Genomic DNA, 23850 nt, shown 5'->3' with positions numbered 1-23850 from the left:
AAGCAAGGGATCGGGCCGCGGGGGCCAAAACGGACCCGAGGCTCACAATATCGCCGCAAGAGAGGTTATATTCATATGTCTAAAGTCATCGGCATCGACCTTGGCACCACCAACAGCTGCGTGGCCATCATGGACGGCAGCCAGCCCAAGGTCATCGAAAACAGCGAAGGCGCACGCACCACGCCCTCGATCGTGGGTTTCACGGATGGCGAACGTCTGGTCGGCCAGCCCGCCAAGCGTCAGGCCGTGACGAACCCCAGCAACACCGTCTTTGCCGTCAAGCGCCTGATCGGCCGTCGCATCGGTGACGAAGCCGTGGAAAAAGACCGCAAGCTGGTTCCCTACAGCATTGTCGACGGCGGCAATGGCGACGCATGGGTCCAGGTCAAGGATGAGAATTACTCTCCTTCGCAGGTCAGCGCGATGATCCTTCAGAAGATGAAGGAAACCGCCGAATCCTATCTGGGCGAGACCGTGACCCAGGCCGTGATCACCGTTCCGGCCTATTTCAACGACGCCCAGCGTCAGGCCACCAAGGATGCGGGCAAGATCGCCGGCCTTGAAGTCCTGCGCATCATCAACGAGCCGACCGCGGCTGCCCTGGCCTATGGCCTGGACAAGAAAGAGACCAAGACCATCGCGGTCTATGACCTTGGCGGCGGTACTTTCGACATCACCATCCTGGAAATCGACGACGGCCTGTTCGAGGTCAAGTCGACCAACGGCGACACCTTCCTGGGTGGCGAAGATTTCGACATGCGGATCGTCAACTATCTGGCTGACGAGTTCAAGAAAGAGCATGGCGTCGACCTGACCAAGGACAAGATGGCCCTTCAGCGCCTGAAGGAAGCCGCCGAGAAGGCCAAGATCGAACTGTCCAGCAGCAGCCAGACCGAGATCAACCAGCCCTTCATCAGCATGGGCAGCAACGGCCAGCCGCTGCACATGGTCATGAAACTGACCCGCGCCAAACTGGAAAGCCTGGTCGCCGACCTGATCAAGCGCACCATGAAGCCCGTTCAGGACGCGCTGAAGGATGCCGGCTGCGCCAAGGGCGAGATCGACGAAATCGTTCTGGTCGGCGGCATGACCCGCATGCCCAAGGTCGTGCAGGAAGTGACCGAGTTCTTCGGCAAGGAACCCCATAAGGGCGTGAACCCCGACGAAGTCGTGGCACTGGGCGCCGCCATTCAGGCCGGCGTGTTGCAGGGTGACGTCAAGGATGTCGTTCTGCTGGACGTGACGCCGCTGTCCCTGGGCATCGAGACCCTGGGTGGAGTCTTTACCCGCCTGATCGACCGCAACACGACGATCCCGACCAAGAAGTCGCAGATCTTCTCGACCGCCGAGGATAACCAGAACGCCGTGACGATCCGGGTTTTCCAGGGCGAGCGCGAGATGGCCGCCGACAACAAGATGCTGGGTCAGTTCAACCTGGAGGACATTCCGCCCGCACCGCGCGGCATGCCCCAGATCGAGGTGACCTTCGACATCGACGCCAACGGCATCGTCTCGGTTTCGGCCAAGGACAAGGGCACCGGCAAGGAACAGAACATCACCATCCAGGCTTCGGGCGGTCTGACCGACGAAGACATCCAGCGGATGGTCGATGATGCGGAATCCAACGCCGAGGCCGACAAGAACCGTCGCGAACTGGTCGAGGCCCGCAACCAGGCCGAAAGCCTGATCCATTCGACCAAGAAGTCGCTGGCCGACCATGGCGACAAGGTCGACAGCTCGACCGTCGAAGCCATCGAACTGGCCGTCGGCGCCTTGGAAGAGGCCCTGAAATCCGAGGATTCGGGCAAGATCCGTTCGGGCATCCAGAACGTCATGGACGCCTCGATGCGCCTGGGTGAGGCCATCTACAAGGCCCAGGAAGGCAACGACGAAGCCGCCTCGTCCGAGGATACCGAACGCGAGGTTGACGAGGATATCGTGGACGCCGATTTCGAAGATCTGGGCGAAGACAAGAAGCGCGGCTGATCGGGGCCGACTCTCAAAAAGGGGCCGGTCTGCTTTCGCGGACCGGCCCGCGTTTTTTGGGACAATTGAACAGGACGACACATGAGCAAGCGTTGCTATTACGAGGTGCTCGGGGTCAGCCGCGGGGCTTCGGCCGACGAGATCAAGAAGGCCTATCGCACCAAGGCCAAGGAATTGCATCCCGACCGCAACCCGGACGACGCCTCGGCCGAAGCCCGCTTCAAGGAAGCGAACGAGGCCTATGACTGCCTGAAGGACGACCAGAAGAAATCCGCCTATGACCGCTTCGGCCATGCCGCCTTCGAAGGTGGCGGCGGCGGCTTCGGTGGTGGCTTCGGCGGTCGCGGCGGTGCCGGTCAGGGCGATTTCGGATCGGCCTTCGCGGATGTCTTCGAAGACCTTTTCGGCGACATGATGGGTGGACGTCGCGCAGGCGGCGGCGGTCGGTCGCGCGCACAGCGCGGTCAGGACCTGCGCTATAACCTGCGGGTGTCGCTGGAGGACGCCTATGTGGGCGTTCAAAAGCCGATCACGGTCAAGGGCTCGGCGGCCTGCGACGAATGCGACGGCACGGGCGCCGAGGGCGCGACCCAGCCCGCAACCTGTCCGACCTGCGCCGGCATGGGCAAGGTCCGTGCGCAGCAGGGCTTCTTTACCGTCGAACGCGCCTGCCCCACCTGCGGCGGCGCCGGCCAGATCATCAAGAACCCCTGCAAGGCTTGCCACGGCGCAGGGCGCACGGAACGCGAGCGCACGCTGTCGGTGAACATTCCGGCCGGTGTCGAGACCGGCACCCGCATCCGCCTTGCCGGCGAGGGCGAGGCCGGGCTGCGCGGCGGACCCGCGGGCGACCTCTACATCTTCGTCGAGGTGCAGGAACACGCGATCTTCCTGCGCGACGGTAAGATGCTGGCCTGCCAGGTGCCCGTCAGCATGGCCACGGCCGCCCTTGGCGGCGAGGTCGAGGTGCCGACGATCGACGGCGGTCGCGCCAAGGTCAAGGTGCCCGCGGGCAGCCAGACCGGACGCCAGATGCGCCTGCGCGGCAAGGGTATGCCGCCCCTGCGCCACGGTGCCGGTGCCGGCGGAGAGCTGGGCGACATGCTGATCGAGCTGACGGTCGAGACCCCCGTGAACCTGACCGCCCGCCAGCGCGAACTGCTGCGCGAGTTCGAGGAGCAGAAGGCCGATAACAGCCCCCAGTCCGACGGGTTTTTCGACAAGGTCCGCAGCTTCTGGGACGGGATGACCCGCTGATCTCGGTTTAACCCTTTGTTTACCGATCGGGCCCATGCTTGCGGGCATGGACCCGAATCGCTCCTTTGGCGAAATGCCCCTGCCCCTGTTCGCCCCTGCACCCGACGACGTGGTGCAGGCGGTCCCGACACGCGGCAAGACGACCCCCTCCTATCTGGCCGATCATCGCGCGCGGCTGCGCGACCGCTTCATGCAGGGCGGTGCCGCCGCCATGCCCGATTACGAGATGCTGGAGCTGATCCTGTTCCGCGCCATTCCCCGTCAGGACGTGAAACCGCTGGCCCGCCGCCTGATCGAGGCTTTCGGCGATTTCAACCGCGTCCTGACCGCGACGCCCGCGCGACTGCAGGCCATCGACGGCGTCGGCCCCGCCGTGGTGACCGAGTTGAAGATCATCGAGGCCGCCGCCCAACGCCTGGCCCGCGCGCGCGTCATGCACCGTCCCGTGCTGTCCAGCTGGCAGGATCTGCTGGATTACTGCCACACCGCCATGGCCCACCGGGAGATCGAGCAGTTCCGCGTCCTGTATCTGGACCGCAAGAACGTCCTGATCGCGGATGAGGAACAGGCCCGCGGCACAGTCGATCACGTCCCCGTCTATCCGCGCGAGATCATCCGCCGGGCGCTGGAGCTGAATGCCTCGGCGCTGATTCTGGTGCATAACCACCCTTCGGGTGATCCGACGCCCTCGGATTCGGACATCACCATGACGACCCGCATCGCGCAGGCCGCCGAAAGCATGTCCATCACCATCCATGATCACCTGATCATCGGCAAATCGCGCGAGCTCAGTTTCCGTTCCGAAGGCCTGCTGTAACCGGAACGTGGTGCATTTGCGACAGATGCGGCGAAATGCGCCGGTTTGTTCCGGGTTACAGTCTGGACTGACATGAATTTGAACGGTAGAACCGCGACGCGAAGGCTGCGTCTTGGACGTGGCCCGGAATGTCGTATCGGCCTGAATTTCGGCCCGAATTGGAGTATGACCCGTGTCCCACGCAGATGACCACGTAGGCACCCGGAGGGATTTCCTCTATTATGCCGCGGCGGGCGCAGGCACGGTGGCCGCCGGTGCCGCCGCCTGGACGCTTGTGAACCAGATGAACCCCTCGGCTGATGTCCAGGCCCTTGCCTCGATCCCGGTCGATGTCAGCGGCGTGGCCGAAGGATCGCAGATCACCGTCCTGTTCCTGGGCAAGCCGGTCTTCATCCGTCGCCGCACCGCCGAGGAGATCGAGGCCGGACGCGCGGTCGAACTGAACGAACTGGTCGACCAGAACGCGCAGAACCCCAATCTTCCCGCGGACCAGCCTGCCACCGACGAAAACCGCACCCTGGACGAGGCCGGCGAATGGCTGGTTCAGATCGGCGTCTGCACCCATCTGGGCTGCGTGCCGATCGGGGATGGCGCGGGTGATTTCGGCGGCTGGTACTGTCCGTGCCACGGCAGCCACTATGATACGGCAGGCCGCATCCGCCGGGGTCCCGCGCCCCAGAACATGCATATTCCCGTGGCGTCGTTCATCAACGACACCACCATCCAGCTGGGCTGAGGAGGGTTCTCATGGCCGGAATTCCGCACGACCATTATCAGCCCAAATCGGGCTTCGAACGCTGGCTGCACCGTCGTCTGCCGGTGGCCGGACTGCTGTATGACACGCTTGTCATCCCGACCCCCAAGAACCTCAACTGGATGTGGATCTGGGGCATCGTCCTGACATTCTGCCTGGCGTTGCAGATCATCACCGGCATCGTTCTGGTCATGCACTACACGCCCCATGTCGACATGGCCTTCGCCAGCGTCGAACATATCATGCGCAACGTGAACGGCGGCTATATGCTGCGTTACCTGCACGCCAACGGCGCGTCGCTGTTCTTCGTGGCCGTTTACCTGCACATCTTCCGCAGCCTTTACTACGGCAGCTACAAGGCCCCGCGCGAGGTGACCTGGATCGTCGGCATGCTGATCTATCTGCTGATGATGGCCACGGCCTTCATGGGCTATGTGCTGCCTTGGGGTCAGATGTCCTTCTGGGGCGCGACCGTGATCACCGGTCTCTTCGGTGCCATTCCGGGCATCGGTGAATCGCTGCAGACCTGGCTGCTGGGCGGACCGGCCGTCGGCAACGCGACGCTGAACCGCTTCTTCTCGCTGCATTATCTGCTGCCCTTCGTCATCGCGGGCTTGGTCATCGTCCATATCTGGGCCTTCCATTCGACCGGCAACAACAACCCGACGGGCATCGAGGTCCGCCGCGGTTCGAAAGAGGAAGCGCAGAAGGACACCCTGCCCTTCTGGCCCTACTTCGTGATCAAGGACCTCTTGGCGCTGGCCGTCATCATGGTCGTCTTCTTCGCGATCGTCGGCTTCATGCCGAACTATCTGGGCCACCCCGACAACTATATCGAGGCGAACGCGCTTGCGACGCCTGCCCATATCGTTCCCGAATGGTACTTCCTGCCCTTCTACGCGATCCTGCGCGCCTTCGACGGCGATGTCTGGGCCGTGCAGCTGGTCCAGTTCCTGTCCTTCGGCATCGTCGACGCCAAGTTCTTCGGCGTGCTGGCGATGTTCGGTGCGATCATCGTCATGGCGCTGGTGCCCTGGCTGGACACTTCGCGCGTGCGTTCGGGCCGTTACCGCCCGCAATTCAAGTGGTGGTTCTGGCTGCTGGCCGTCGATTTCGTCGTGCTGATGTGGGTCGGCGCCATGCCGACCACGGGTCCCTACCCCTATATCGCGCTGCTGGCCTCGACCTATTGGTTCGCCTACTTCCTGGTCATCCTGCCGCTTCTGGGCGTCATCGAGAAGCCCGAGCCCATGCCGGCCACGATCGAGGAAGACTTCAACGCGCATTACGGCGCCAAGGCGACACCGGCCGAGTAAGGAGAGCCAAGGAATGACCCTGAGAACCAAGACGCTCACGGCCGCATTGGCCCTGACGATCTCTGCGACCGGCTTCGCGCTGGCGCAGGATGCCACCACGACCACGGTGCCGATGCAGCCGGCGGATGCGGAGCAGACGACGGCCGAGGGCACGACCTTCGTCGCCACGCCCACCGAGACCGCGACCGAAACCACCGAGGTTGCTGCGGAAGAACCCGCAGCGGCCGAGGCCGAGGCCCAGGCGGAAGCCGGGGCCGAGCATGCCGAAGGCGAGGCCGAGCATGCAGATGCCGGTCACGCAGAAGAAGGGGGCGACCACGGCGCTGCCCATATCGAGGATATCGATTTCAGCTTCGAAGGCCCCTTCGGCAGCTATGACCAGTTCCAGCTGCAGCGCGGCCTTCAGGTCTATACCGAGGTCTGCGCCGCCTGCCACGGGATGAAGTTCGTCCCGATCCGCACCCTGGCCGATGAAGGCGGTCCCGGCCTGCCCGAAGACCAGGTCCGCGCCTATGCCGCGACGCTTCTGCCCATCATGGACGAAGCCACCGGCGAGGAACGCGACCGTGTCGCCACCGACCACTTCCCGGCCATCTCGGGCATGGGCATGGGTCCCGACCTGTCGCTGATGGCCAAGGCACGCGCGGGCTTCCACGGCCCCGTGGGCCTCGGGATCAACCAGCTGGTCAAGGGCATCGGCGGCCCGGAATATATCCACGCCGTCCTGACCGGTTACACCGGTGAGGAAAAGGAAGAGGCCGGTTCGGTCCTTTACGGCAACTCCGCCTTCCCCGGCGGCTGGATCGGCATGCCGCCCCCGCTGTCGGATGACCGCGTGACCTATGCCGACGGCACGGCGGCGACCGTGGACCAGATGTCCACCGACGTCTCGGCCTTCCTGATGTGGACCGCCGAGCCCAAGCTGATGGACCGCAAGTCCGTGGGCCTGGTCGCGGTGCTGTTCCTGTTGATCCTCAGCGCGCTGCTGTATCTGGTCAACAAGCGACTCTGGGCACCCCACAAGTCCAAGCTGAAGCACTGATCCCCCGCGATCATCCCGACCTGAACGAACGCGCCCCGAAACGGGCGCGTTTTTTCGTGTCTGGACAAGGGACCGCCCCCTCGGTCAGATGTCGCCCGTCGAACGGAGGAGACGGCCATGGCGATCTGGAATCTGGGGTCCATCAATATCGACCGGGTCTATCGGCTGGACAGCCTGCCGCTGCCCGGGGAAACGCTGACGTCGCGCAGTCATAATTCGGGCCTGGGCGGCAAGGGCGCGAACCAGTCGGTGGCGGCGGCCTGTGCGGGGGCGGTGACGCATCACCTGGGCGCCATGGGGCCGGGCGATGACTGGGTCATCGAACGGCTGGCGGCCCGGGGCGTCGACACCGCCCATGTCGCGCGCATGGCCGATCAGGCCACGGGACATGCGATCATCATGGTCGATGACCAGGCCGAAAATGCCATCGTCATCCATCCGGGCGCCAATCGCGCCATCGACGAAGACCATCTGACGCGGTCGCTGACGGGGATCGGCGCGGGTGACACGCTGCTTTTGCAGAACGAGACATCCGGCCAGGTCGCTGCCGCCCAGGCCGCCAATGCCGCCGGCGCGCGCGTGATCTATTCCGCCGCGCCCTTCGACCTGCAGGCCGTCCGCCAGGTCCTGCCCCATGTCACCATCCTGGCCATGAACGAGGGCGAGGCGGCACAGCTGTTCGCCGCCTTGCCCGGCGATCTGCCGGTCCAGGGTCTGCTGATCACGCGCGGATCGAAAGGGGCGGAATACCGCGACCTGACGACAGGCCGGACGCATGAACAGGCCTCGTTCAAGGTGACGCCGGTGGATACCACGGGCGCGGGCGATACCTTCGCGGGCTATTTCGCGGCCGGGCTGGACGGCGGGCTGTCCATTCCCGATGCGCTGCGCCGCGCCTCGGCGGCGGCGGCGCTGCAGGTGACGCGGCCGGGGGCGGGCGACGCCATCCCCACCGCCGCCGAGGTCGACGCCTTCCTGGCCGCTCAGTCCTGACCGATGCGCCCGCGCAGGCCGCCGGTCTGCGCCCGGTCCATCAGCAGATGGTCCAGCAACACGCAGGCGGCCATTGCCTCGGCCACCGGGACGGCGCGGATGCCGACGCAGGGGTCGTGACGGCCCTTGGTGATCACCTCGATCTCGTCGCCGCGCGAATTGATCGACCGGCGCGGCGTCGTGATCGAGCTGGTCGGCTTGATGGAAAACCGCACCACGATGTCCTGACCGGTGGAAATCCCGCCCAGGATCCCGCCCGCGTGGTTGGACAGGAACTCGGGGCCGTCTTCGCCCATGCGGATCTCGTCGGCGTTGTCGACGCCGGTCAGGCCGGCGGCGGCCATGCCCTCGCCAATCTCGACGCCCTTGACGGCGTTGATCGACATCATCGCGGCGGCCAGATCGGTGTCCAGCTTCGCATAGACCGGCGCGCCAAGCCCCGGCGGGCAATGCCTCACCAGCACCTCGATCGCGGCGCCGACGCTGTTCTGATCCTTGCGGATGCCGTCCAGGTAATCCGACCAGGCCTCGACCGCGCCCGCATCGGGCAAAAAGAACGGGTTGCCGTCGATCGCGTCGGCATCAAAGCGGTCGCGGTCCAGATGCAGCGCACCCATCTGCACCATGTATCCGATGATCTGCATGTCGGGGGCCAGCTTGGCCAGCACCGCATGGGCCACGGCCCCCGCCGCCACCCGCGCCGCCGTTTCGCGGGCCGATGACCGGCCGCCGCCGCGATAATCGCGCACCCCGTATTTCAGGTGATAGCTGATATCGGCATGGCCGGGGCGAAAGCTGGTGGCGATGTCGCCGTAATCCTTGGACCGCTGGTCGGTATTCTCGATCATCAGCTGGATCGCGGTGCCGGTCGTCACACCCTCAAAGACGCCCGACAGGATGCGGACCTGGTCGGCCTCGCGCCGTTGGGTGGTGTGCTTGCTGGTGCCGGGGCGGCGGCGGTCCATGAAGCGCTGGATGTAATCCTCGGACAGGGGGACGCCGGGGGGGACGCCGTCGACGGTCGCGCCCAGGGCGGGCCCGTGGCTTTCGCCCCAGGTGGTGAAACGGAATTCGCGGCCGAAGGTGTTATAGCTCATGGTCCGGCGTCCTCGGTCAGGGCTTTCAGGGAATAGACCAGATCCAGCGCCTCGCGCGGGGTCAGGCTGTCGGGATGCACCGCTTTCAGCGCGGCGTCCAGCGGGGATGATTTCGCAGGCGCAGGGGCGGGCGGGGCTGCGCGGAACAGCGGCAGGTCGTCGATCAGCGCGGCGGGGCGCGCGGCCCCCTGCCGTTCGCCCGATTCCAGCGCGTCCAGCACCTGCCTTGCGCGGTCCACGACCGAAGCTGGCAGGCCTGCCAGCCGCGCCACCTGCACGCCATAGCTGCGGTCGGCGGCGCCCTTCCTGACCTCGTGCAGGAAGATCACGTCGCCCTCCCATTCGCGCACGGCGACGGTGGCGTTTTCCACACCCTCCAGCCGCGCGGTCAGGGCGGTCATTTCGTGGTAATGCGTGGCAAACAGCGCGCGGCAGCGGTTGGCGGCATGCAGATGCTCCATCACCGCCCAGGCGATGGACAGCCCGTCCCAGGTGGCCGTGCCGCGCCCGATCTCGTCCAGGATGACCAGCGCATGGTCGTCGGCCTGGTTCAGGATGGCGGCGGTTTCGACCATTTCCACCATGAAGGTCGACCGGCCCCGCGCCAGATCGTCGGCGGCGCCGACGCGGCTGAACAGCTGGCTGACGATGCCGATATGGGCCTGCCGCGCCGGGACAAAGGCCCCCGCCTGCGCCAGCACCGCGATCAGGGCGTTCTGGCGCAGGAAGGTCGATTTGCCCGCCATGTTGGGGCCGGTCAGCAGCCAGATGGCCGGGGTCGCGCCTTGGGTCAGGTCGCAATCATTGGCGACAAAGCTTTCGGCCTTGCGCTTCAGGGCGCGTTCCACGACCGGATGCCGCCCGCCGGTGATGGAAAAGGCGCGGCTGTCATCGACGCGCGGGCGCACCCAGCCTTCGCCCGATGCGATATCGGCAAAGGCGCCCGCCAGGTCGATCTCGGCCAGCGCCCGCGCCGCCTGCCCGATGGGTCCGGCATGGTCCAGCACGGCGGCGCGCAGGCGGTCGAAGATGCCACGCTCGATCTCCAGCGCGCGGTCGCGGGCGTTCAGGATGCGGGTCTCCAGCTCGGACAGCTCGACCGTGGTGAAGCGGATCTGGTTGGCGGTCGTCTGGCGGTGGATGAAGGTCTGGTTCAGCGGCGCGGCCATCATGCGTTCCGCATGAGTGGTCGTCGTTTCGATGAAATAGCCCAGGACATTGTTATGCTTGATCTTCAGACTGCCGACACCGGCAAGTGCGGCATAGTCCGCCTGCATCCCGGCAATGACGCCGCGCCCTTCGTCGCGCAACCGGCGGGTCTGATCCAGATCCTCGTCATAGGTCTCGGCCACGAAACCGCCGTCGCGGACCAGCAGCGGCGGCTCGGCCACCAGTGCATCATCCAGCAGATCGATCAGGGCGTCGTGGCCCGTCAGGTCACTCACCGCGTCGCGCAGCACCTGGGCTGCGTCATCCGGCAGGCGGTCAGCGATGGCGGCCCCTTGGGTCAGCCCCGCCCGGATCGCCGCCAGATCGCGCGGCCCGCCGCGTTCCAGCGCCAGCCGCGACAGGGCGCGGTCCATGTCGGGCACGCGGGCCAGCGCGCTGCGCAGATCGGCCAGCAGGCGCGGATCATCGACCAGCATGGCCACGGCCTGCTGCCGGGCATGGATCAGCGACAGATCGCGGCTTGGGGCGCTGACGCGCCGTTCCAGCAGGCGCGCGCCGGGGGCCGTCACGGTGCGGTCGATGGCCGCCAGCAGCGATCCCTCGCGCCCGCCGGACAGGGCCTGGGTCAGTTCCAGGTTGCGACGGGTGGCGGCGTCGATCTGCATCGCGCCGCCCGCCTGTTCGCGGACAGGGTGGCGCAGCAGCGGCAGCTTGCCCTTCTGCGTCATGTCCAGGTAATCGACGATGGCGCCCATCGCACCCTGTTCGGCCCGGGTGAACGTGCCGAACCCGTCCAGCGTTTCGACACCGTAAAGCGCGCAAAGCCGCCTGGCCCCCGCGCCGCTGTCGAAGGCGCCGGGATGCAGGTCGGTCAGGGCGGCGCCTGCGTCCTGCACAAGTTCCTCGAATTCATACCCCGCGGCCAGGACCTCGCGCGGGGTCAGGCGGGCCAGTTCGGGGGCCAGCCGCGCGGGCGGGCATTCCATCACCTGAAACGCCCCGGTCGAAATATCGACCCAGGCCAGCGCCCCTTCGTCACGAACTTGGGCATAGGCTGCCAGGTAATTGTGGCGGCGCGCCTCCAGCAGCGATTCCTCGGTCAGGGTGCCGGGGGTCACAAGGCGGACGACATCGCGGGCGACGACCGATTTGCTGCCACGCTTCTTGGCCTCGGCGGGGTCCTCCATCTGTTCGGCAATGGCCACGCGGAACCCCTTGCGGATCAGCGTCAGCAAATAGCTTTCGGCGGCATGGACCGGCACGCCGCACATCGGGATCGGTTCGCCCGCATGGGTGCCGCGTTTCGTCAGCGCGATGTCCAGCGCGGCTGCGGCCTGCACCGCGTCATCGAAGAACATCTCATAGAAATCGCCCATGCGATAGAACAGCAGCGCACCGGGGTTCGCCTCGCGGATCGCAAGATACTGCGCCATCATCGGGGTGGGCTGGTCGGTCATGACGGTCCTTCACTGCCTTCTGGCCCCCGTATCTAGCCGCTTGCGCGCTGCGGTGAAACCATTACATTCAGGCCTACCTCGGGGTGCCCTGCATGGGCTGAGACGCAGTTGCGGACCCGTTGAACCTGATCCGGTTGATACCCGGCGGAGGGAAGGTGACGGCTGTCCTTTCTTTCGAAACCCGTTTGAAAGGAGGCCACCGTGAAACCCCTGTTTTTCGCCACCGCCCTGCTGGCGGCGACCCCCGCGCTGGCGCAGGATCGCGTCCTGACCGTCTATGCCAGCGATTACATCGCCAGCGAATGGGGCCCCGGCCCGACGATCAAGGCCGAATTCGAGGCCTTCTGCGATTGCACCCTGGATTTCGTCACCGGCGACATCCTGCCCCGCCTGCTGATGGAGGGGAAGGGCACCGAGGCCGACATCGTCTTTGGCCTGAACACCGATGTCACCGCCCGCGCCCGCGCATCCGGCCTGTTCGCGCCGCATGGGCAGGACACGTCCGACCTGTCGCTGCCGGTGGAATGGACCGATGACACCTTCCTGCCCTATAACTGGGGCGAAACCGCCTTCGTCTATGACGACACCCGTCTGGAAAACCCGCCCGCCAGCTTTCAGGAATTGCTGGACGCGCCCGACGACCTGAAGATCGTGATCCAGGACCCGCGTTCGTCCATTTCCGGTCTGGCGCTGCTCTTGTGGGTCAAGCAGGTCTATGGCGACGATGCGCCGGATGCCTGGGCCAAGCTGGCCCCCAAGGTGCTGACCGTCACGCGCGGCTGGTCGGAATCCTATGGCATGTTCACGGACGGAGAGGCCGACATGGTCCTCTCCTACACCACCTCGCCCGCCTATCACATCGCAGCCGAGGATGACCTGACCAAGAAGGCCGCCATCTTTCCCGAAGGCCATTACTTCATGGCCGAACTGGCAGCCCAGGTGGCCTCGACCGATCAGCCCGAACTGGCGCAGCAGTTCATGGATTGGATCCTGACCCCGGAATTCCAAAAGACCATCCCGCTGGCCAACTGGTCCCTGCCCGCCAAGCTGGCGCAGGACGACTGGCCGCCGGTCATGCGCGACCTGCCCCGCCCCGACAAGACGCTGTTCTATTCCGAGGACGAGGCCGAAGCCCTGCGCCAACCTGCGCTGGACGAATGGCTGCGCGCCTTCGCGGGGTGATCGCGGGACGCATCGTCGCCGCCGGACTGGGCGCCCTGATCCTTGGCACGCTGGCCGCCGTCGCATGGCAGGCGGGCGGGTTGTCGGGATTGGGCGAATGGGACTGGCGCGCGGTGCGCTTTACCATCTGGCAGGCGGCGCTGTCGGCGACGCTGTCCGCGGCGCTGGCCGTGCCCGTCGCGCGGGCGCTGGCGCGGCGGCGGTTCCGGGGGCGCGGCCTGCTGGTCACGCTGCTGGGCGCGCCCTTCATCCTGCCGGTGATCGTGGCGATCATGGGGCTGATCTCGGTCTTCGGGCGCAATGGCGCGCTGAACGAAGGCCTGCGCGCCCTGGGCCTGCCGGAAATCGGCATCTATGGCTGGCAGGGGGTGATCTTGGCGCATGTCTTCTTCAACCTGCCCCTTTCGGTCCGGCTGATCCTGCAGGGCTGGCAGGCGATCCCGTACGAACGCTTCCGCCTGGCCAGCAGCCTGGGCTTTGCCCCCGCCGACATCGCCCGCCACTTGGAACGCCCGATGCTGCGCGCGGCCCTGCCGGGCGTCTGGCTGGCGGTCTTTCTGGTCTGCCTGACATCCTTCACCGTCGCGCTGGCCCTGGGCGGCGGCCCGCGCGCCACCACGGTCGAACTGGCGATCTATCAGGCCTTCCGCTTTGATTTCGACCTGGGGCGGGCGGCCACGCTTGGGCTGGTGCAGATCGCGCTGTGCATCGCCGCCCTGATGGTCGCGCGCTGGATCGCCATTCCGGCGGCATTCGGGGCGGGCATGGATGAACGCCAGGGCCCGACCGGTCCGCGCGGCTGGCGCGTCGCGGCGGATGCGGCGGTCATCGCGCTGGCGGCGGGGTTCCTGCTGTGGCCGCTGGTGGCGGTGATGGCGGTGGGCGTGCCGCGTCTGCCGATGCTGGAGGCCGATATCTGGTGGGCGGCGGGGCGGTCCGTGGTGATGGCCGTGATCTCGGCGCTGCTGGCGATGATGCTATGCCTGACGTTGGCGCTGACCATCGCCCGTGGTGCCGGCCGCTGGACCGAGGCCGCGGGCATGCTGCCGCTGATCGCCTCGCCTCTGGTCCTGGGGACGGGGCTGTTCATCCTGCTGCGCGACGTGGCCAGCCCGCAGCAGATGGCCCTGCCAGTGACGGTGGCGATCAACGCGGCCATGGCCCTGCCCTTCGGGCTGCGGGCGCTGATCCCGGCGGCGCGCAGCCTGCAAGACGATTACGACCAGCTGGCGGCATCGCTGGACATGCGGGGGTGGGCGCGGTTGCGATACCTGACCCTGCCGCGGCTGGCACGTCCCCTTGGTTTTGCCGGAGGGCTTGCGGCGGCCCTTGCCATGGGCGACCTGGGGGTGATCACGCTGTTCGCCAGCGACCAGCCGACCTTGCCGCTGAAACTCTATCAGCTGATGAACAGCTATCGCATGGCGGATGCGGCGGGTGCGGCGGTGCTGTTGATGGCGCTCAGCTTCGGGCTGTTCTGGATTTTCGACAAGGGGGGGCGACTGGATGCTTGAACTGCGGGATATCGCGATCCGTCAGGATGACTTCAGCCTGAGCGCCGATCTGTCGCTGGAACAGGGCGGGCGCTTTGCGGTGATCGGCGCGTCGGGGTCGGGCAAGTCCACGCTGCTGTCGTTGATCGGCGGGTTTTTGGCGCCCGACAGCGGGCGGATCTTGTGGCAGGGGCAGGACATCACGCAGGTGCAGCCGGGGGTCAGGCCGATCTCGACCCTGTTTCAACACCACAACTTGTTCCCGCATCTTACTGTAAAACAAAATATAGGAATGGGCCTGCGCCCGGATCTGCGCCTGGACCGCGATCAGACCGCCCGTGTCGCGCAGGTAATGGAGCAGGTGGGATTGTCCGGGACCGGCGATCGCCGCCCCGCCGCGCTGTCCGGCGGCCAGCAAGGCCGGGTCGCCTTGGCCCGCGTGCTGCTGCGGGCGCGTCCCGTCCTGCTGCTGGACGAACCCTTCGCCGCCCTCGGCCCCGCCCTGAAAGCCGAGATGCTGGTCCTGCTGGCCGATATTGCCGACAGCACGGAGGCCACGGTCCTGATGGTTACTCATGATCCGCAGGATGCCCGCGTCTTTTCGCCCCGCACCATCCTGGTCGAAGATGGCCGCGCCCATCCGCCCCGCGACACCGCCCCCCTGCTGGACGACCCGCCTCCCGGTCTGCGCGCCTATCTGGGATAAGTTCTGCGCGCTGCGCAACATCAGGTATCCGCAGGCCCGATAGGTTGCTAACCTTGGCGACAGAACATCACGGGAGGAAACCACATGTTCCATCGCATCGCCGCCGCCATTCCCGCGGCCGCCCTTGGGGGCCTAATGGCCACCGCGCCCATGGCCCAGGCCCAGGACTTCATCAACGTGCTGACCGGCGGGACCTCGGGCGTCTATTACCCGCTTGGGGTCGCCCTGTCCGAGATCTATGCCGAGGGCATCGAGGGATCGCGCACCCAGGTGCAGGCCACCAAGGCCAGCGTGGAAAACCTGAACCTGCTGGCCCAGGGCCGCGGAGAGATCGCCTTCGCGCTTGGCGACAGCGTCCAGGCCGCATGGGAGGGGAACGAGGAAGCAGGCTTTCCCCGCAAGCTGGAGGAGCTGCGCGCCATCGCCGCCATCTATCCCAACTATATCCAGATCGTGGCTGACGCATCGGCCGGCGTGACCACGCTGGAGGATCTGCGCGGCAAGACCATGTCCGTCGGCGCCCCCGCATCGGGAACCGAACTGAACGCCCGCGCCATCTTTGCCGCCGCCGGCATGAGCTATGACGATCTGGGCAAGGTCGAATACCTGCCCTTCGCGGAATCGGGCGAGCTGATCAAGAACCGACAGCTGGAGGCGACGCTGCAATCCTCGGGACTGGGGGTGGCCTTCATTAAGGACCTGTCCTCGACCCATGACATCAGCATCGTGGCCATCCCCGAGGAAACCGTGACGGCCATCGGCGCGCCCTTCGTGCCCAGCGTGATCCCGGCGGGCACCTATAACGGCCAGGACCAGGACGTGCCGACCGCTGCCGTCGGCAACATGCTGATCAGCCATGACGGCGTGTCCGAGGAGGCCGCCTATCAGATGACCAAGCTGCTGTTCGAGAACCTGGACCGCATGACCTCGGCCCATGCGGCGGCGGGGGGCATTTCGACCGACACCGCGCTGGACGGGATCTCGATCCCGCTGCATCCGGGCGCCGAGCGGTATTACCGCGAAATCGGCCTGATCGACTAAGCGCCCCATGGCCCGCGCCACCCGGCGCGGGCCGATCCCTAGGAAAGGTCAACGATGTCCGCATCCCATCCCCCCGCAAGCGGGCCCGCCACGCTTGATCCCACCGCCGAGGCCGAATTCAGCGAGGGCCTGCCCCCCGGCTTCGGCACGGGCATCATGGGGCGCGTGGCCTTTTGGCTGGCCGTCGCCTTTTCGCTGTTCCAGCTGTGGGCGGCCGGATATGGCAGCCTGCCCAGCCAGGTCGTGCGCGCCATGCATGTGGGCTTTCTGCTGCTTCTGGGCTTTGGCCTGGTGGGCAACCTTGTCGCCAGAACGACGCGGGGGCAGGCGTTCTTCTGGGCATTGGGGCTGCTGGGTTTCAGCACCGGCATCTATAACTGGGTCGAATATAACGACCTGATCCGCCGCACCGGCTTCCTGACCCAGATGGACCTGGTGATGGGCACCATCCTGGTCCTGCTGGTCTTTGAAGGCGCGCGGCGTCTGATGGGCTGGCCGCTGGCGGTGATTGCGGGGATCTTCCTGGCCTATTGCTTCCTGGGCCAGCATCTGCCGCCGCCCTTCATCCATCGCGGCTATGGGTTCGAACAGATCGTCGAACATTTCGCCTTCGGGACCGAGGGCATCTATGGCAGCCCGATCTATGTCAGCAGCGCCTATATCTTCATCTTCGTGGTCTTTGCGGCCTTCCTGGAACGCGCGGGCATGCTGAACCTGTTCAACGATTTCGCCCTGGGACTGGTCGGCGGCGTGCGCGGCGGGCCCGCGCAGGTGGCAGTGCTGTCATCGGCGCTGATGGGGACCATCTCGGGGTCGGGGGTGGCCAATGTCGTGGCCTCGGGCCAGTTCACCATTCCGATGATGAAGAAATCCGGCTTCAAACCGGCCTTCGCGGGCGGGGTCGAGGCGACGGCATCCATGGGCGGGCAGATCATGCCCCCGGTGATGGGCGCTGTCGCCTTCATCATGGCCGAGACCCTGAACGTCCCCTATGCCTCGGTCGTCAAGGCGGCGATCATTCCGGCGCTGCTCTATTTCGGGGTGGTCTTCTGGATGGTCTGGCTGCAGGCCGGGCGCGACAACCTGAAGGGGCTGCCGCGTGCCAGCCTGCCGAACCCCTGGCACGCGGTGCGCGACCAGTGGCCGCTGGTCCTGCCGCTGGCGGCGCTGGTCTATCTGCTGTTTGCGGGCTACACGCCGATCTTTGCGGGCACGATGGGGCTGGCGCTGGTCACGGTGCTGATCCTGGGCGCGCCCTTGGCCGCGATGATCGGGCCCTATGCCTTTCGCGTCGTCTTTTGGCTGGCACTTGGGACCGCGTCGGCGCTGTTTCTGAAATACGGGATCAACCTGCTGGTGGCGGTCATCGCTCTGTTGGTGCTGGCTTGCTCGGGCTTCAAGGGCACCCGCCCCACCATCGGCATCGTCCGCGACGCGCTGGCCCAGGGCGCGCGCAATGCCCTGCCCGTCGGCATGGCCTGCGCCATCGTGGGGGTGGTGATCGGGACGCTGACCCTGACCGGGATCGCGTCCACCTTCATCGGCGCGATCATCGCCATCGGCCAGGACAACCTGTTCCTGTCGCTGGTGCTGACCATGCTGACCTGCCTGGTGCTGGGCATGGGGATCCCGACGATTCCGAACTATATCATCACCTCGTCCCTGGCCGGACCGGCGCTGATGGAGCTGGGGGTGCCGCTGCTGGTCAGCCACATGTTCGTCTTCTATTTCGGGATCATGGCCGACCTGACGCCGCCCGTGGCGCTGGCCTGTTTTGCGGCCGGGCCGATCGCCAAGACCTCGGGGCTCAAGATTTCCATGCAGGCGATCCGGCTGGCGGCGGCGGGGTTCATCATTCCCTTCATGGCCGTCTATACGCCGTCGCTGATGCTGCAGGATGGCGGCCCCATCGCCGCGACCTGGGGCTATCCGGTCGAGGTCGCCTATATCCTGCTGAAGACCGTCCTGGGGGTCGGGCTGTGGGGTGTGGCGATGGTCGGATATTTCCTGGACCGCACCAATATCGTCGAACGGGTCCTAGCCTTCGCGGCGGGGGTTTCGCTGATCGTGGCGATGCCGCTGTCGGATGAGCTGGGCTTTGGGCTGGCGCTGGCCTTCGGGGCGATGCACTGGCTGCGGCTGCGCCGGGTCGTCGCCTGATGCTGTGCGTGGCCGGCGGCGCCCTGCTGCTGTCGCTGGCCACGACCGAATTCACCCTGGACTGGACGCATTCGGTGGAACGCACGACCTGGTGGGAACGCTGGCAGGTCACTGACACCGGGCTGGCCCCCGTCCAGGCCCGGATCAGCGCATCGGGGGCGGGGATGGAACCCCCGCCCGATGCGGTTCTGCGCGATGGTGCCTGGCACTATGCGCCCGATCTGCCGCCGCAGCGCGATGTCTGGCTGGGCACGTCCGGGGCCACGGGCGGCGGCTGGCGGTTATGCGCGGATGGCCGTTGTCACGCCCTGCCGGAAGGGGACGGACCGCTGCATCTGTGGTCCGCCCCCGATTGCGCGCAGCCCTAGACGATCCACAGCCGGATCAGGAAGGCCACGGTGCCGATGCAGGCAACGCTAGCCAGCCAGATCCCCACGAACCAGGCCAACCGGCCCATGCCCTGCCGCATCAGTGATACCCCTCGCCGGGGATGATCTTGCCGCGGAACACCCAATAGGAAAACGCGGTATAGGTCAGGATGATCGGGATCAGCACCGCCGCGCCGACCAGCATGAAGATCTGGCTGTTGCGGGGGGCGGCGGCCTCCCAGATGGTGATCTCGACGGGGACGATATAGGGGAACATCGAAAAGCCCAGTCCCGCAAAGCCCAGCACGAACAGCCCCAGGGCCAGGACAAAGGGCCAGTAATCGTGATGGCGCACGGTCAGCGTGCGGAACATCCCGAAGGCCATCGCCAGGACCGCGATGCCCACGCCCGCCGCCAGCACGATGTTCCACCCCCCGAACCAGCGGCTGTAATAGCCGTCCTGCAGGAAGGGCGTCCACAGGCTGACGATGCCGATGAAGACCACCGTCGCGATGCCCAGCACCCAGGCCTTGCGGCGCATGCGTTCCTGCAACGGGCCTTCGGTCTTCATCACCAGCCAGGTCGCCCCCAGCAGCATGTAGCCGACCATGACCGCCACACCCACCATCATCGTGAAGGGCGTCAGCCAATCCCACCAGCCGCCTGCATAGGCGCGGCCGGGCTTGTCAATTTCAATCCCCTGCAGCAGGCCGCCCAGGGTGATGCCCTGCGCCAGCGCCGCCATGGCGGACCCGCCGATGAAGGCCACGTCCCAGACCGGCCGCCAGCGGGTCGTGCGCCAGCGGAATTCAAAGGCGACCCCGCGGAAGATCAGTGCCAGCAGCATGGCGATGATGGGGGCGTAAAGCGCCGGCAGGATCAGCGAATAGGCCAGCGGAAAGGCCGCGAACAGCCCCCCGCCGCCCAGCACCAGCCAGGTTTCGTTGCCGTCCCAGACCGGCGCGACCGAGTTCATCATGACGTCGCGATCCTCGCCCTCGGCCTCGGTCGCGAACAGCATGCCAAGGCCCAGGTCGAACCCGTCCAGCACGACATAGACAAGGACCGCGAAGGCAATCACGAATGCCCAGATGACGGTCAGGTCGAAGGAAACGCCTTCTGCAATGCTCATGGTCACTCTCCGGGATGAACGGGGCTGGTCTTGCGGGTCATGTGCTGTTGGGCGGGCGTGGTGCCTGCCGTGCGCGTCGGGCTGTTGGTCACATCCTTCAGGCGCGGTTCGGCCTGGGCGGGTGCGCGATTCATCAGCCGCAGGATGTAGTATGTTCCGGCACCGAAGACCGCAAAATAGACAATGATGAAGGCCACCAGCGAGGCACCCACCGCCGCCGCGTCAAGCGGCGCGGCACTGTCGGCGGTCCGCAGGAAGCCATAGACCGTGAAGGGCTGGCGCCCGACCTCGGTGGTGATCCAGCCCGCAAGGACCGCAATCAGGCCCGAGGGCGCCATGACGACCGCCGCACGGTGCAGCATCGACCATTCGAACAGCCGCCCCCGCACGCGGGCCACCAGCGACCACAGGCCGATCCCCAGCATCGCAAAGCCCAGCATCACCATGACGCGGAACGACCAGAAGACGATGGCGACGGGGGGCTGATCCTGGCGCGGGATGGTGTCGAGGCCGTCCAGCGGCGCGTTCAGGTCATGTTTCAGGATCAGCGAGGACAGCTTGGGGATGCCGATGGCATAGTTCAGCCGCTGTTCATCCTGGTTCGGCAGCCCGAACAGGTAAAGCGGCGCGCCATCGGGGTGGCTTTCGAAATGCCCCTCCATCGCCATGACCTTGGCGGGCTGATGTTCCAGCGTGTTCAGCCCGTGCATGTCGCCCAGGAAGATCTGGACGGGCGCAAAGACCGCCGCCATCCACATTGCCATCGAAAACATCGTGCGCGTGGCGGGGCTGACCAGGTCGGGGCGATGGCGATGACGCAGCAGGTGCAGCGCCGCCACGCCGCCGACGATGAAGGCCGTGGTCAGATAGGCGGCCGTCACCGTGTGCATCAGTCGATAGGGGAAGGACGGGTTGAAGATCACCTGCCAGAAATCGGTGGGCAGGAACTGGCCGGTCTCGGGGTCGATCTCGAAGCCTGCGGGGGTGTGCATCCAGCTGTTCACCGACAGGATCCAGAAGGCCGAAATGGCCGTGCCCACCGCCACCGCAAGGCAGGCGATCATGTGCAGCGTCGGCCCCACGCGGTCGCGGCCGAACAGCATGATGCCCAGGAAGCCCGCTTCCAGGAAGAAGGCCGACAGCACCTCATAGGCCATGGGCGCGCCGATCACCGGACCCGCCTTGTCGGAAAAGACCGACCAGTTGGTCCCGAACTGATAGGACATGACGATACCCGACACGACGCCCATCGCGAAGGCCAGCGCGAAGATCTTGACCCAATAGCGGAACAGGTCGAGATATTTCGTGTTGCCCGACCACAGCCACAGCCCGTTCAGCACCGCCAGAAAGCTGGCCAGACCGATGGTGAAGGCCGGGAACAGGAAGTGGAAGCTGACCGTGAAGGCGAATTGTATCCGGGCCAGCAGGACGGCATCGACGGTTTCGAACATCAGGAACCTCTTGGCAAAGACCCTGTCCGGCGCGGCGCGTGGCTGCGCTGTGGGCGACTTCGTTTAACGGAAGCTAGCCGCCGCGGGTTCCCCATAGCAAGTGCCCTGAGGTCGCAGCGACCGCTTGACCGGGTCGGACGCGCCCGGATCGCCACGGCCGCATGGGGGACCGGAGGCGCTGCAACAGGCCGAAATCGTTGATCAATCAGCAGACGCAGCATCGGGATTCGCAGGGCGCGGGTCCGGCGAAACGCGGCTGCGACGGCCGGTCGCGTTGCCGGGGCGCAACCCACATGGCCCGTCAGACCAGCCCCAACAGCAGCGGCACCAGCACCAGGCAGGCCAGCGCCAGGGTCTGGGCGGTCAGCATCGCGAAGGCCGCGCCCCCGACATCGACCAGACGCCCCAGCGACGTCTTCATCCCGACCGCCGCCACCGCCGTCACCAGCAGCGACCGCGACAGGGTCGAGGCGGGGTCGGTCACCGCCTGCGGCACCAGATGCAGCGAATTCAGCGTCGCCAGCACCAGGAAGGCCACCACGAAACCCGGCATCAGCGGCGGCCTTTTGCCAACCGTCGGATGGTGACGGCGCAGCACCAGCGCGCCGATCAGCACCGTGGGCGCAAGCAGCGTGACGCGGATCAGCTTGACGACCGTTGCGATGTCGCCGGTTTCCTCATTCACGGAATAGCCCGCGCCCACAACCTGGGCGACGTCGTGGATGGTCCCGCCCAGAAACAGCCCCGTCTGGTGATCATCCAGCCCTAAGGCGCCCGCCACGATCGGATAGAGGATCATCGCCACGGTCGAAAAGGCCGTGACCGAGATGACGGTGAAGGCCAGATCGCGTTCCGAGTTCTCGCGCTGCGGCAGGATGGACCCGATGGCCATGGCCGCCGAGGCCCCGCAGATCGCCACCGACCCACCCGTCAGAAAGCCGAAGGCGCGGTCGCGCCCCATCAGCCGCGCCATCAGCACCGACAGCAGGATCACCGCCGCCACGCAGCCCACCATCACCAGCACGAACCCCCAGCCGATGTCGCGCACCATGTCAAGCGACACGCGCAGGCCCAGCAGCGCCACCCCTGCCCGCAAAAAGACGCGCGCCGCGACCGCGATGCCGGGGCCGGTGCGGTCATGGTCGGACAGGAAGTTGAAGGCGATGCCCAGCAGGATCGCCATCAGCATCACCGGCGCGCCATAATGGTCGGACAGGAACTGCGCGGCCATCGCCACGATCAGCGCCAGCGCGATGCCGGGAAACAGCCGTTGCAACGCCTGCGCCGCATGGCGGGCGGATGTGATCTGCGTCATGTCGTGATCGTCCCGGTTGGCTAAGGGGGGCGCGTGGCCCCCCTTGCGGTCTTACTGGATGTCGCGGGCGCGGTTTTCGTCCATCTGGGCCTGGGCCTCGGCGACGTCGGCCCGCAGGGTCTCCAGGATTTCGGCGCCGCCGTCGACATTGTCGGTGAACCAGTCATAGACGGGCTGGGCGGCGTCGGCGAAGGCCTGCTTCTCCGCGTCCGAGGGGACATAGATCTGCCCGCCGGCCTCGGTGAATTCCTCATAGGCGGGGATCGACTTGCGCTTGGGCGAGGCGAAGGTCGCCTGTTGCAGCTGATAGAAGCCGTCATTGACGATGACGCGCATGTCCTCGGGCAGGGACTGGAAGGTCTGGTTCGACATCCACCAGAAGGCGCCCATATAGGCATGCCCATCCAGCGTGATGTATTTCAGGCCCGCATCGGGGAATTTCATCGACATGATGTCGGTGATGCCGTTCTGGGTGCCTTCGACCACGCCGGTCTGCAGGGATGTGAACAGTTCCGGCCACGGGATCGGGGTGGGCGATGCGCCCATGGCGCGGACCAGTTCCTGCGGCAGGTCGGCCACGACACTGCGCAGCTTCATGCCTTCCAGATCGGCGGGGGTGCTGACCTGCTGCTTGGTATTGGCAAAGTTGCGCCAGCCGCCGGTGTTGCCGATGGTCATCAGCCGCAGCGTGTCGCCCGAATCGGCCAGCATGCGTTCGCGCAGGTCGCGGGTGAAATCGCCCGACAGCACAATTTCCGCCACGCGGTCATTGGGCAGGACATAGGGCAGGTCCAGCACCTGCACATAGGGGAACAGCCCCGCCGCCCCGTCCGAGGTCGAGATATAGACGTCGATCGACCCTTCGGCGACGCCCTGCAGGCATTCCGCGCCGTTCGAGCACAGCTGGGTGCCCATGTAGATCTCGACCGCGATGGCGCCGTTCGAAGCGGCCTCGACATAGGATTTGAACACCTGCAGGCCGTCGTAATCCTCGTCGTTCTCGTTCGAGTTGGCGACGGCGCGGATGGTGTAATCCTGCGCCATGGCCGGCAGGGCGATGGCCGTGCCCAAGGCCAGCGTCGCGGCCAGTGTCAGTGTCGTCTTCATCATGTT

19 protein-coding genes, 1 pseudogene and 1 riboswitch are annotated in these 23850 nt (G+C 66.2%); of the genes and pseudogenes, 13 read left to right on the top strand and 7 right to left on the bottom strand.

What is annotated here, in order from left to right; translation table 11 throughout:
- Positions 1-75 precede the first annotated feature (75 nt).
- The 7 genes and pseudogenes from dnaK (at position 76) to IE00_RS12380 (ending at position 8165) form a co-directional block, all read left to right on the top strand.
- On the top strand, positions 76-1986 hold the full coding sequence (dnaK, locus tag IE00_RS12410; protein WP_072297437.1) for a molecular chaperone DnaK: 1911 nt from the start codon (positions 76-78) through the stop codon (positions 1984-1986).
- Between the two features lie 81 nt (positions 1987-2067).
- A complete protein-coding gene (dnaJ, locus tag IE00_RS12405; RefSeq protein ID WP_072297436.1) occupies positions 2068-3243 on the top strand; it encodes a molecular chaperone DnaJ in 1176 nt (391 codons plus the stop codon).
- Between the two features lie 46 nt (positions 3244-3289).
- Positions 3290-4060 (top strand): DNA repair protein RadC, encoded by a 771-nt coding sequence (radC, locus tag IE00_RS12400; protein ID WP_072297435.1) that lies wholly within the window; start codon positions 3290-3292, stop codon positions 4058-4060.
- Positions 4061-4232: 172 nt separating this feature from the next.
- Positions 4233-4796 carry a ubiquinol-cytochrome c reductase iron-sulfur subunit gene (gene petA, locus IE00_RS12395; protein ID WP_072297434.1) on the top strand — a complete coding sequence of 188 codons (564 nt, stop codon included), beginning with the start codon at positions 4233-4235 and terminating at the stop codon, positions 4794-4796.
- 11 nt (positions 4797-4807) lie between these two features.
- A complete protein-coding gene (petB, locus tag IE00_RS12390; RefSeq protein WP_072297433.1) occupies positions 4808-6130 on the top strand; it encodes a cytochrome b in 1323 nt (440 codons plus the stop codon).
- A 319-nt stretch (positions 6131-6449) separates the two neighbouring features.
- Positions 6450-7172 (top strand): annotated as a pseudogene (locus IE00_RS12385) (cytochrome c1); the annotation flags it as partial.
- Positions 7173-7289: 117 nt separating this feature from the next.
- On the top strand, positions 7290-8165 hold the full coding sequence (locus IE00_RS12380) for a ribokinase (protein WP_072297432.1): 876 nt from the start codon (positions 7290-7292) through the stop codon (positions 8163-8165).
- Here the strand turns inward: IE00_RS12380 and aroC are convergent.
- Entirely contained in the window at positions 8156-9262 is a 1107-nt protein-coding gene (gene aroC, locus IE00_RS12375; protein ID WP_072297431.1) for a chorismate synthase, read from the bottom strand. The genes IE00_RS12380 and aroC overlap by 10 nt on opposite strands.
- The gene (gene mutS, locus IE00_RS12370) at positions 9259-11889 is read right to left on the bottom strand and encodes a DNA mismatch repair protein MutS (protein ID WP_072297430.1); all 2631 of its coding nucleotides are present in this window, start codon (positions 11887-11889) and stop codon (positions 9259-9261) included. Before mutS ends, aroC begins: the two co-directional genes overlap by 4 nt.
- Positions 11890-11958: 69 nt before the next feature.
- A riboswitch (TPP riboswitch) is annotated at positions 11959-12059 on the top strand.
- Between the two features lie 31 nt (positions 12060-12090).
- Between mutS and thiB the strand changes: the two genes are divergently transcribed.
- The 6 genes from thiB (at position 12091) to IE00_RS12340 (ending at position 18839) form a co-directional block, all read left to right on the top strand.
- Positions 12091-13071, top strand: a complete 981-nt coding sequence (gene thiB / locus IE00_RS12365) for a thiamine ABC transporter substrate binding subunit (RefSeq protein ID WP_072297429.1) — start codon at positions 12091-12093, stop codon at positions 13069-13071.
- Entirely contained in the window at positions 13047-14585 is a 1539-nt protein-coding gene (locus tag IE00_RS12360) for an ABC transporter permease subunit (RefSeq protein WP_072297428.1), read from the top strand. Before thiB ends, IE00_RS12360 begins: the two co-directional genes overlap by 25 nt.
- Positions 14578-15270 (top strand): ATP-binding cassette domain-containing protein, encoded by a 693-nt coding sequence (locus IE00_RS12355; protein WP_072297427.1) that lies wholly within the window; start codon positions 14578-14580, stop codon positions 15268-15270. The genes IE00_RS12360 and IE00_RS12355 overlap by 8 nt, the downstream gene beginning before the upstream one ends.
- An 84-nt stretch (positions 15271-15354) precedes the next feature.
- Complete coding sequence (locus IE00_RS12350; protein WP_072297426.1) at positions 15355-16311, top strand: TAXI family TRAP transporter solute-binding subunit; 957 nt, start codon at positions 15355-15357, stop codon at positions 16309-16311.
- Between the two features lie 54 nt (positions 16312-16365).
- On the top strand, positions 16366-18471 hold the full coding sequence (locus IE00_RS12345) for a TRAP transporter permease (protein WP_072297425.1): 2106 nt from the start codon (positions 16366-16368) through the stop codon (positions 18469-18471).
- A complete protein-coding gene (locus IE00_RS12340) occupies positions 18471-18839 on the top strand; it encodes a DUF1850 domain-containing protein (RefSeq protein WP_240493886.1) in 369 nt (122 codons plus the stop codon). The genes IE00_RS12345 and IE00_RS12340 overlap by 1 nt, the downstream gene beginning before the upstream one ends.
- Here the strand turns inward: IE00_RS12340 and IE00_RS19780 are convergent.
- From IE00_RS19780 to dctP, 5 genes are all read right to left on the bottom strand, one after another.
- Complete coding sequence (locus tag IE00_RS19780) at positions 18836-18940, bottom strand: DUF2474 family protein (protein WP_072297423.1); 105 nt, start codon at positions 18938-18940, stop codon at positions 18836-18838. The genes IE00_RS12340 and IE00_RS19780 overlap by 4 nt on opposite strands.
- Positions 18940-19971, bottom strand: a complete 1032-nt coding sequence (cydB, locus tag IE00_RS12330; RefSeq protein WP_072297422.1) for a cytochrome d ubiquinol oxidase subunit II — start codon at positions 19969-19971, stop codon at positions 18940-18942. The genes IE00_RS19780 and cydB overlap by 1 nt, the downstream gene beginning before the upstream one ends.
- Before the next feature lie 2 nt (positions 19972-19973).
- A complete protein-coding gene (locus IE00_RS12325) occupies positions 19974-21422 on the bottom strand; it encodes a cytochrome ubiquinol oxidase subunit I (RefSeq protein ID WP_072297421.1) in 1449 nt (482 codons plus the stop codon).
- Positions 21423-21723: 301 nt separating this feature from the next.
- Complete coding sequence (locus IE00_RS12320) at positions 21724-22737, bottom strand: YeiH family protein (RefSeq protein ID WP_072297420.1); 1014 nt, start codon at positions 22735-22737, stop codon at positions 21724-21726.
- Positions 22738-22788: 51 nt separating this feature from the next.
- Positions 22789-23847 (bottom strand): TRAP transporter substrate-binding protein DctP, encoded by a 1059-nt coding sequence (gene dctP / locus IE00_RS12315; RefSeq protein WP_072297419.1) that lies wholly within the window; start codon positions 23845-23847, stop codon positions 22789-22791.
- Positions 23848-23850 lie beyond the last annotated feature (3 nt).

The organism is Paracoccus sp. SM22M-07 (genome assembly GCF_001887735.1).
In the GTDB taxonomy this organism is placed as follows: domain Bacteria; phylum Pseudomonadota; class Alphaproteobacteria; order Rhodobacterales; family Rhodobacteraceae; genus Paracoccus.
This window is presented reverse-complemented; position numbering and strand designations above follow the sequence as displayed.

What these genes read in the sequence shown, in the direction of transcription:
- dctP (WP_072297419.1), bottom strand. Translation starts at nt 23,847, where the DNA reads ATGATGAAGACGACACTGACACTGGCCGCGACGCTGGCCTTGGGCACG.
- IE00_RS12360 (WP_072297428.1), top strand. Translation starts at nt 13,047, where the DNA reads ATGGCTGCGCGCCTTCGCGGGGTGATCGCGGGACGCATCGTCGCCGCC.
- IE00_RS12350 (WP_072297426.1), top strand. Translation starts at nt 15,355, where the DNA reads ATGTTCCATCGCATCGCCGCCGCCATTCCCGCGGCCGCCCTTGGGGGC.
- dnaJ (WP_072297436.1), top strand. Translation starts at nt 2,068, where the DNA reads ATGAGCAAGCGTTGCTATTACGAGGTGCTCGGGGTCAGCCGCGGGGCT.
- radC (WP_072297435.1), top strand. Translation starts at nt 3,290, where the DNA reads ATGGACCCGAATCGCTCCTTTGGCGAAATGCCCCTGCCCCTGTTCGCC.
- IE00_RS12320 (WP_072297420.1), bottom strand. Translation starts at nt 22,737, where the DNA reads ATGACGCAGATCACATCCGCCCGCCATGCGGCGCAGGCGTTGCAACGG.
- IE00_RS12355 (WP_072297427.1), top strand. Translation starts at nt 14,578, where the DNA reads ATGCTTGAACTGCGGGATATCGCGATCCGTCAGGATGACTTCAGCCTG.
- IE00_RS12340 (WP_240493886.1), top strand. Translation starts at nt 18,471, where the DNA reads ATGCTGTGCGTGGCCGGCGGCGCCCTGCTGCTGTCGCTGGCCACGACC.
- IE00_RS12345 (WP_072297425.1), top strand. Translation starts at nt 16,366, where the DNA reads ATGTCCGCATCCCATCCCCCCGCAAGCGGGCCCGCCACGCTTGATCCC.
- aroC (WP_072297431.1), bottom strand. Translation starts at nt 9,262, where the DNA reads ATGAGCTATAACACCTTCGGCCGCGAATTCCGTTTCACCACCTGGGGC.
- IE00_RS19780 (WP_072297423.1), bottom strand. Translation starts at nt 18,940, where the DNA reads ATGCGGCAGGGCATGGGCCGGTTGGCCTGGTTCGTGGGGATCTGGCTG.
- dnaK (WP_072297437.1), top strand. Translation starts at nt 76, where the DNA reads ATGTCTAAAGTCATCGGCATCGACCTTGGCACCACCAACAGCTGCGTG.
- IE00_RS12325 (WP_072297421.1), bottom strand. Translation starts at nt 21,422, where the DNA reads ATGTTCGAAACCGTCGATGCCGTCCTGCTGGCCCGGATACAATTCGCC.
- mutS (WP_072297430.1), bottom strand. Translation starts at nt 11,889, where the DNA reads ATGACCGACCAGCCCACCCCGATGATGGCGCAGTATCTTGCGATCCGC.
- IE00_RS12380 (WP_072297432.1), top strand. Translation starts at nt 7,290, where the DNA reads ATGGCGATCTGGAATCTGGGGTCCATCAATATCGACCGGGTCTATCGG.
- cydB (WP_072297422.1), bottom strand. Translation starts at nt 19,971, where the DNA reads ATGAGCATTGCAGAAGGCGTTTCCTTCGACCTGACCGTCATCTGGGCA.
- petB (WP_072297433.1), top strand. Translation starts at nt 4,808, where the DNA reads ATGGCCGGAATTCCGCACGACCATTATCAGCCCAAATCGGGCTTCGAA.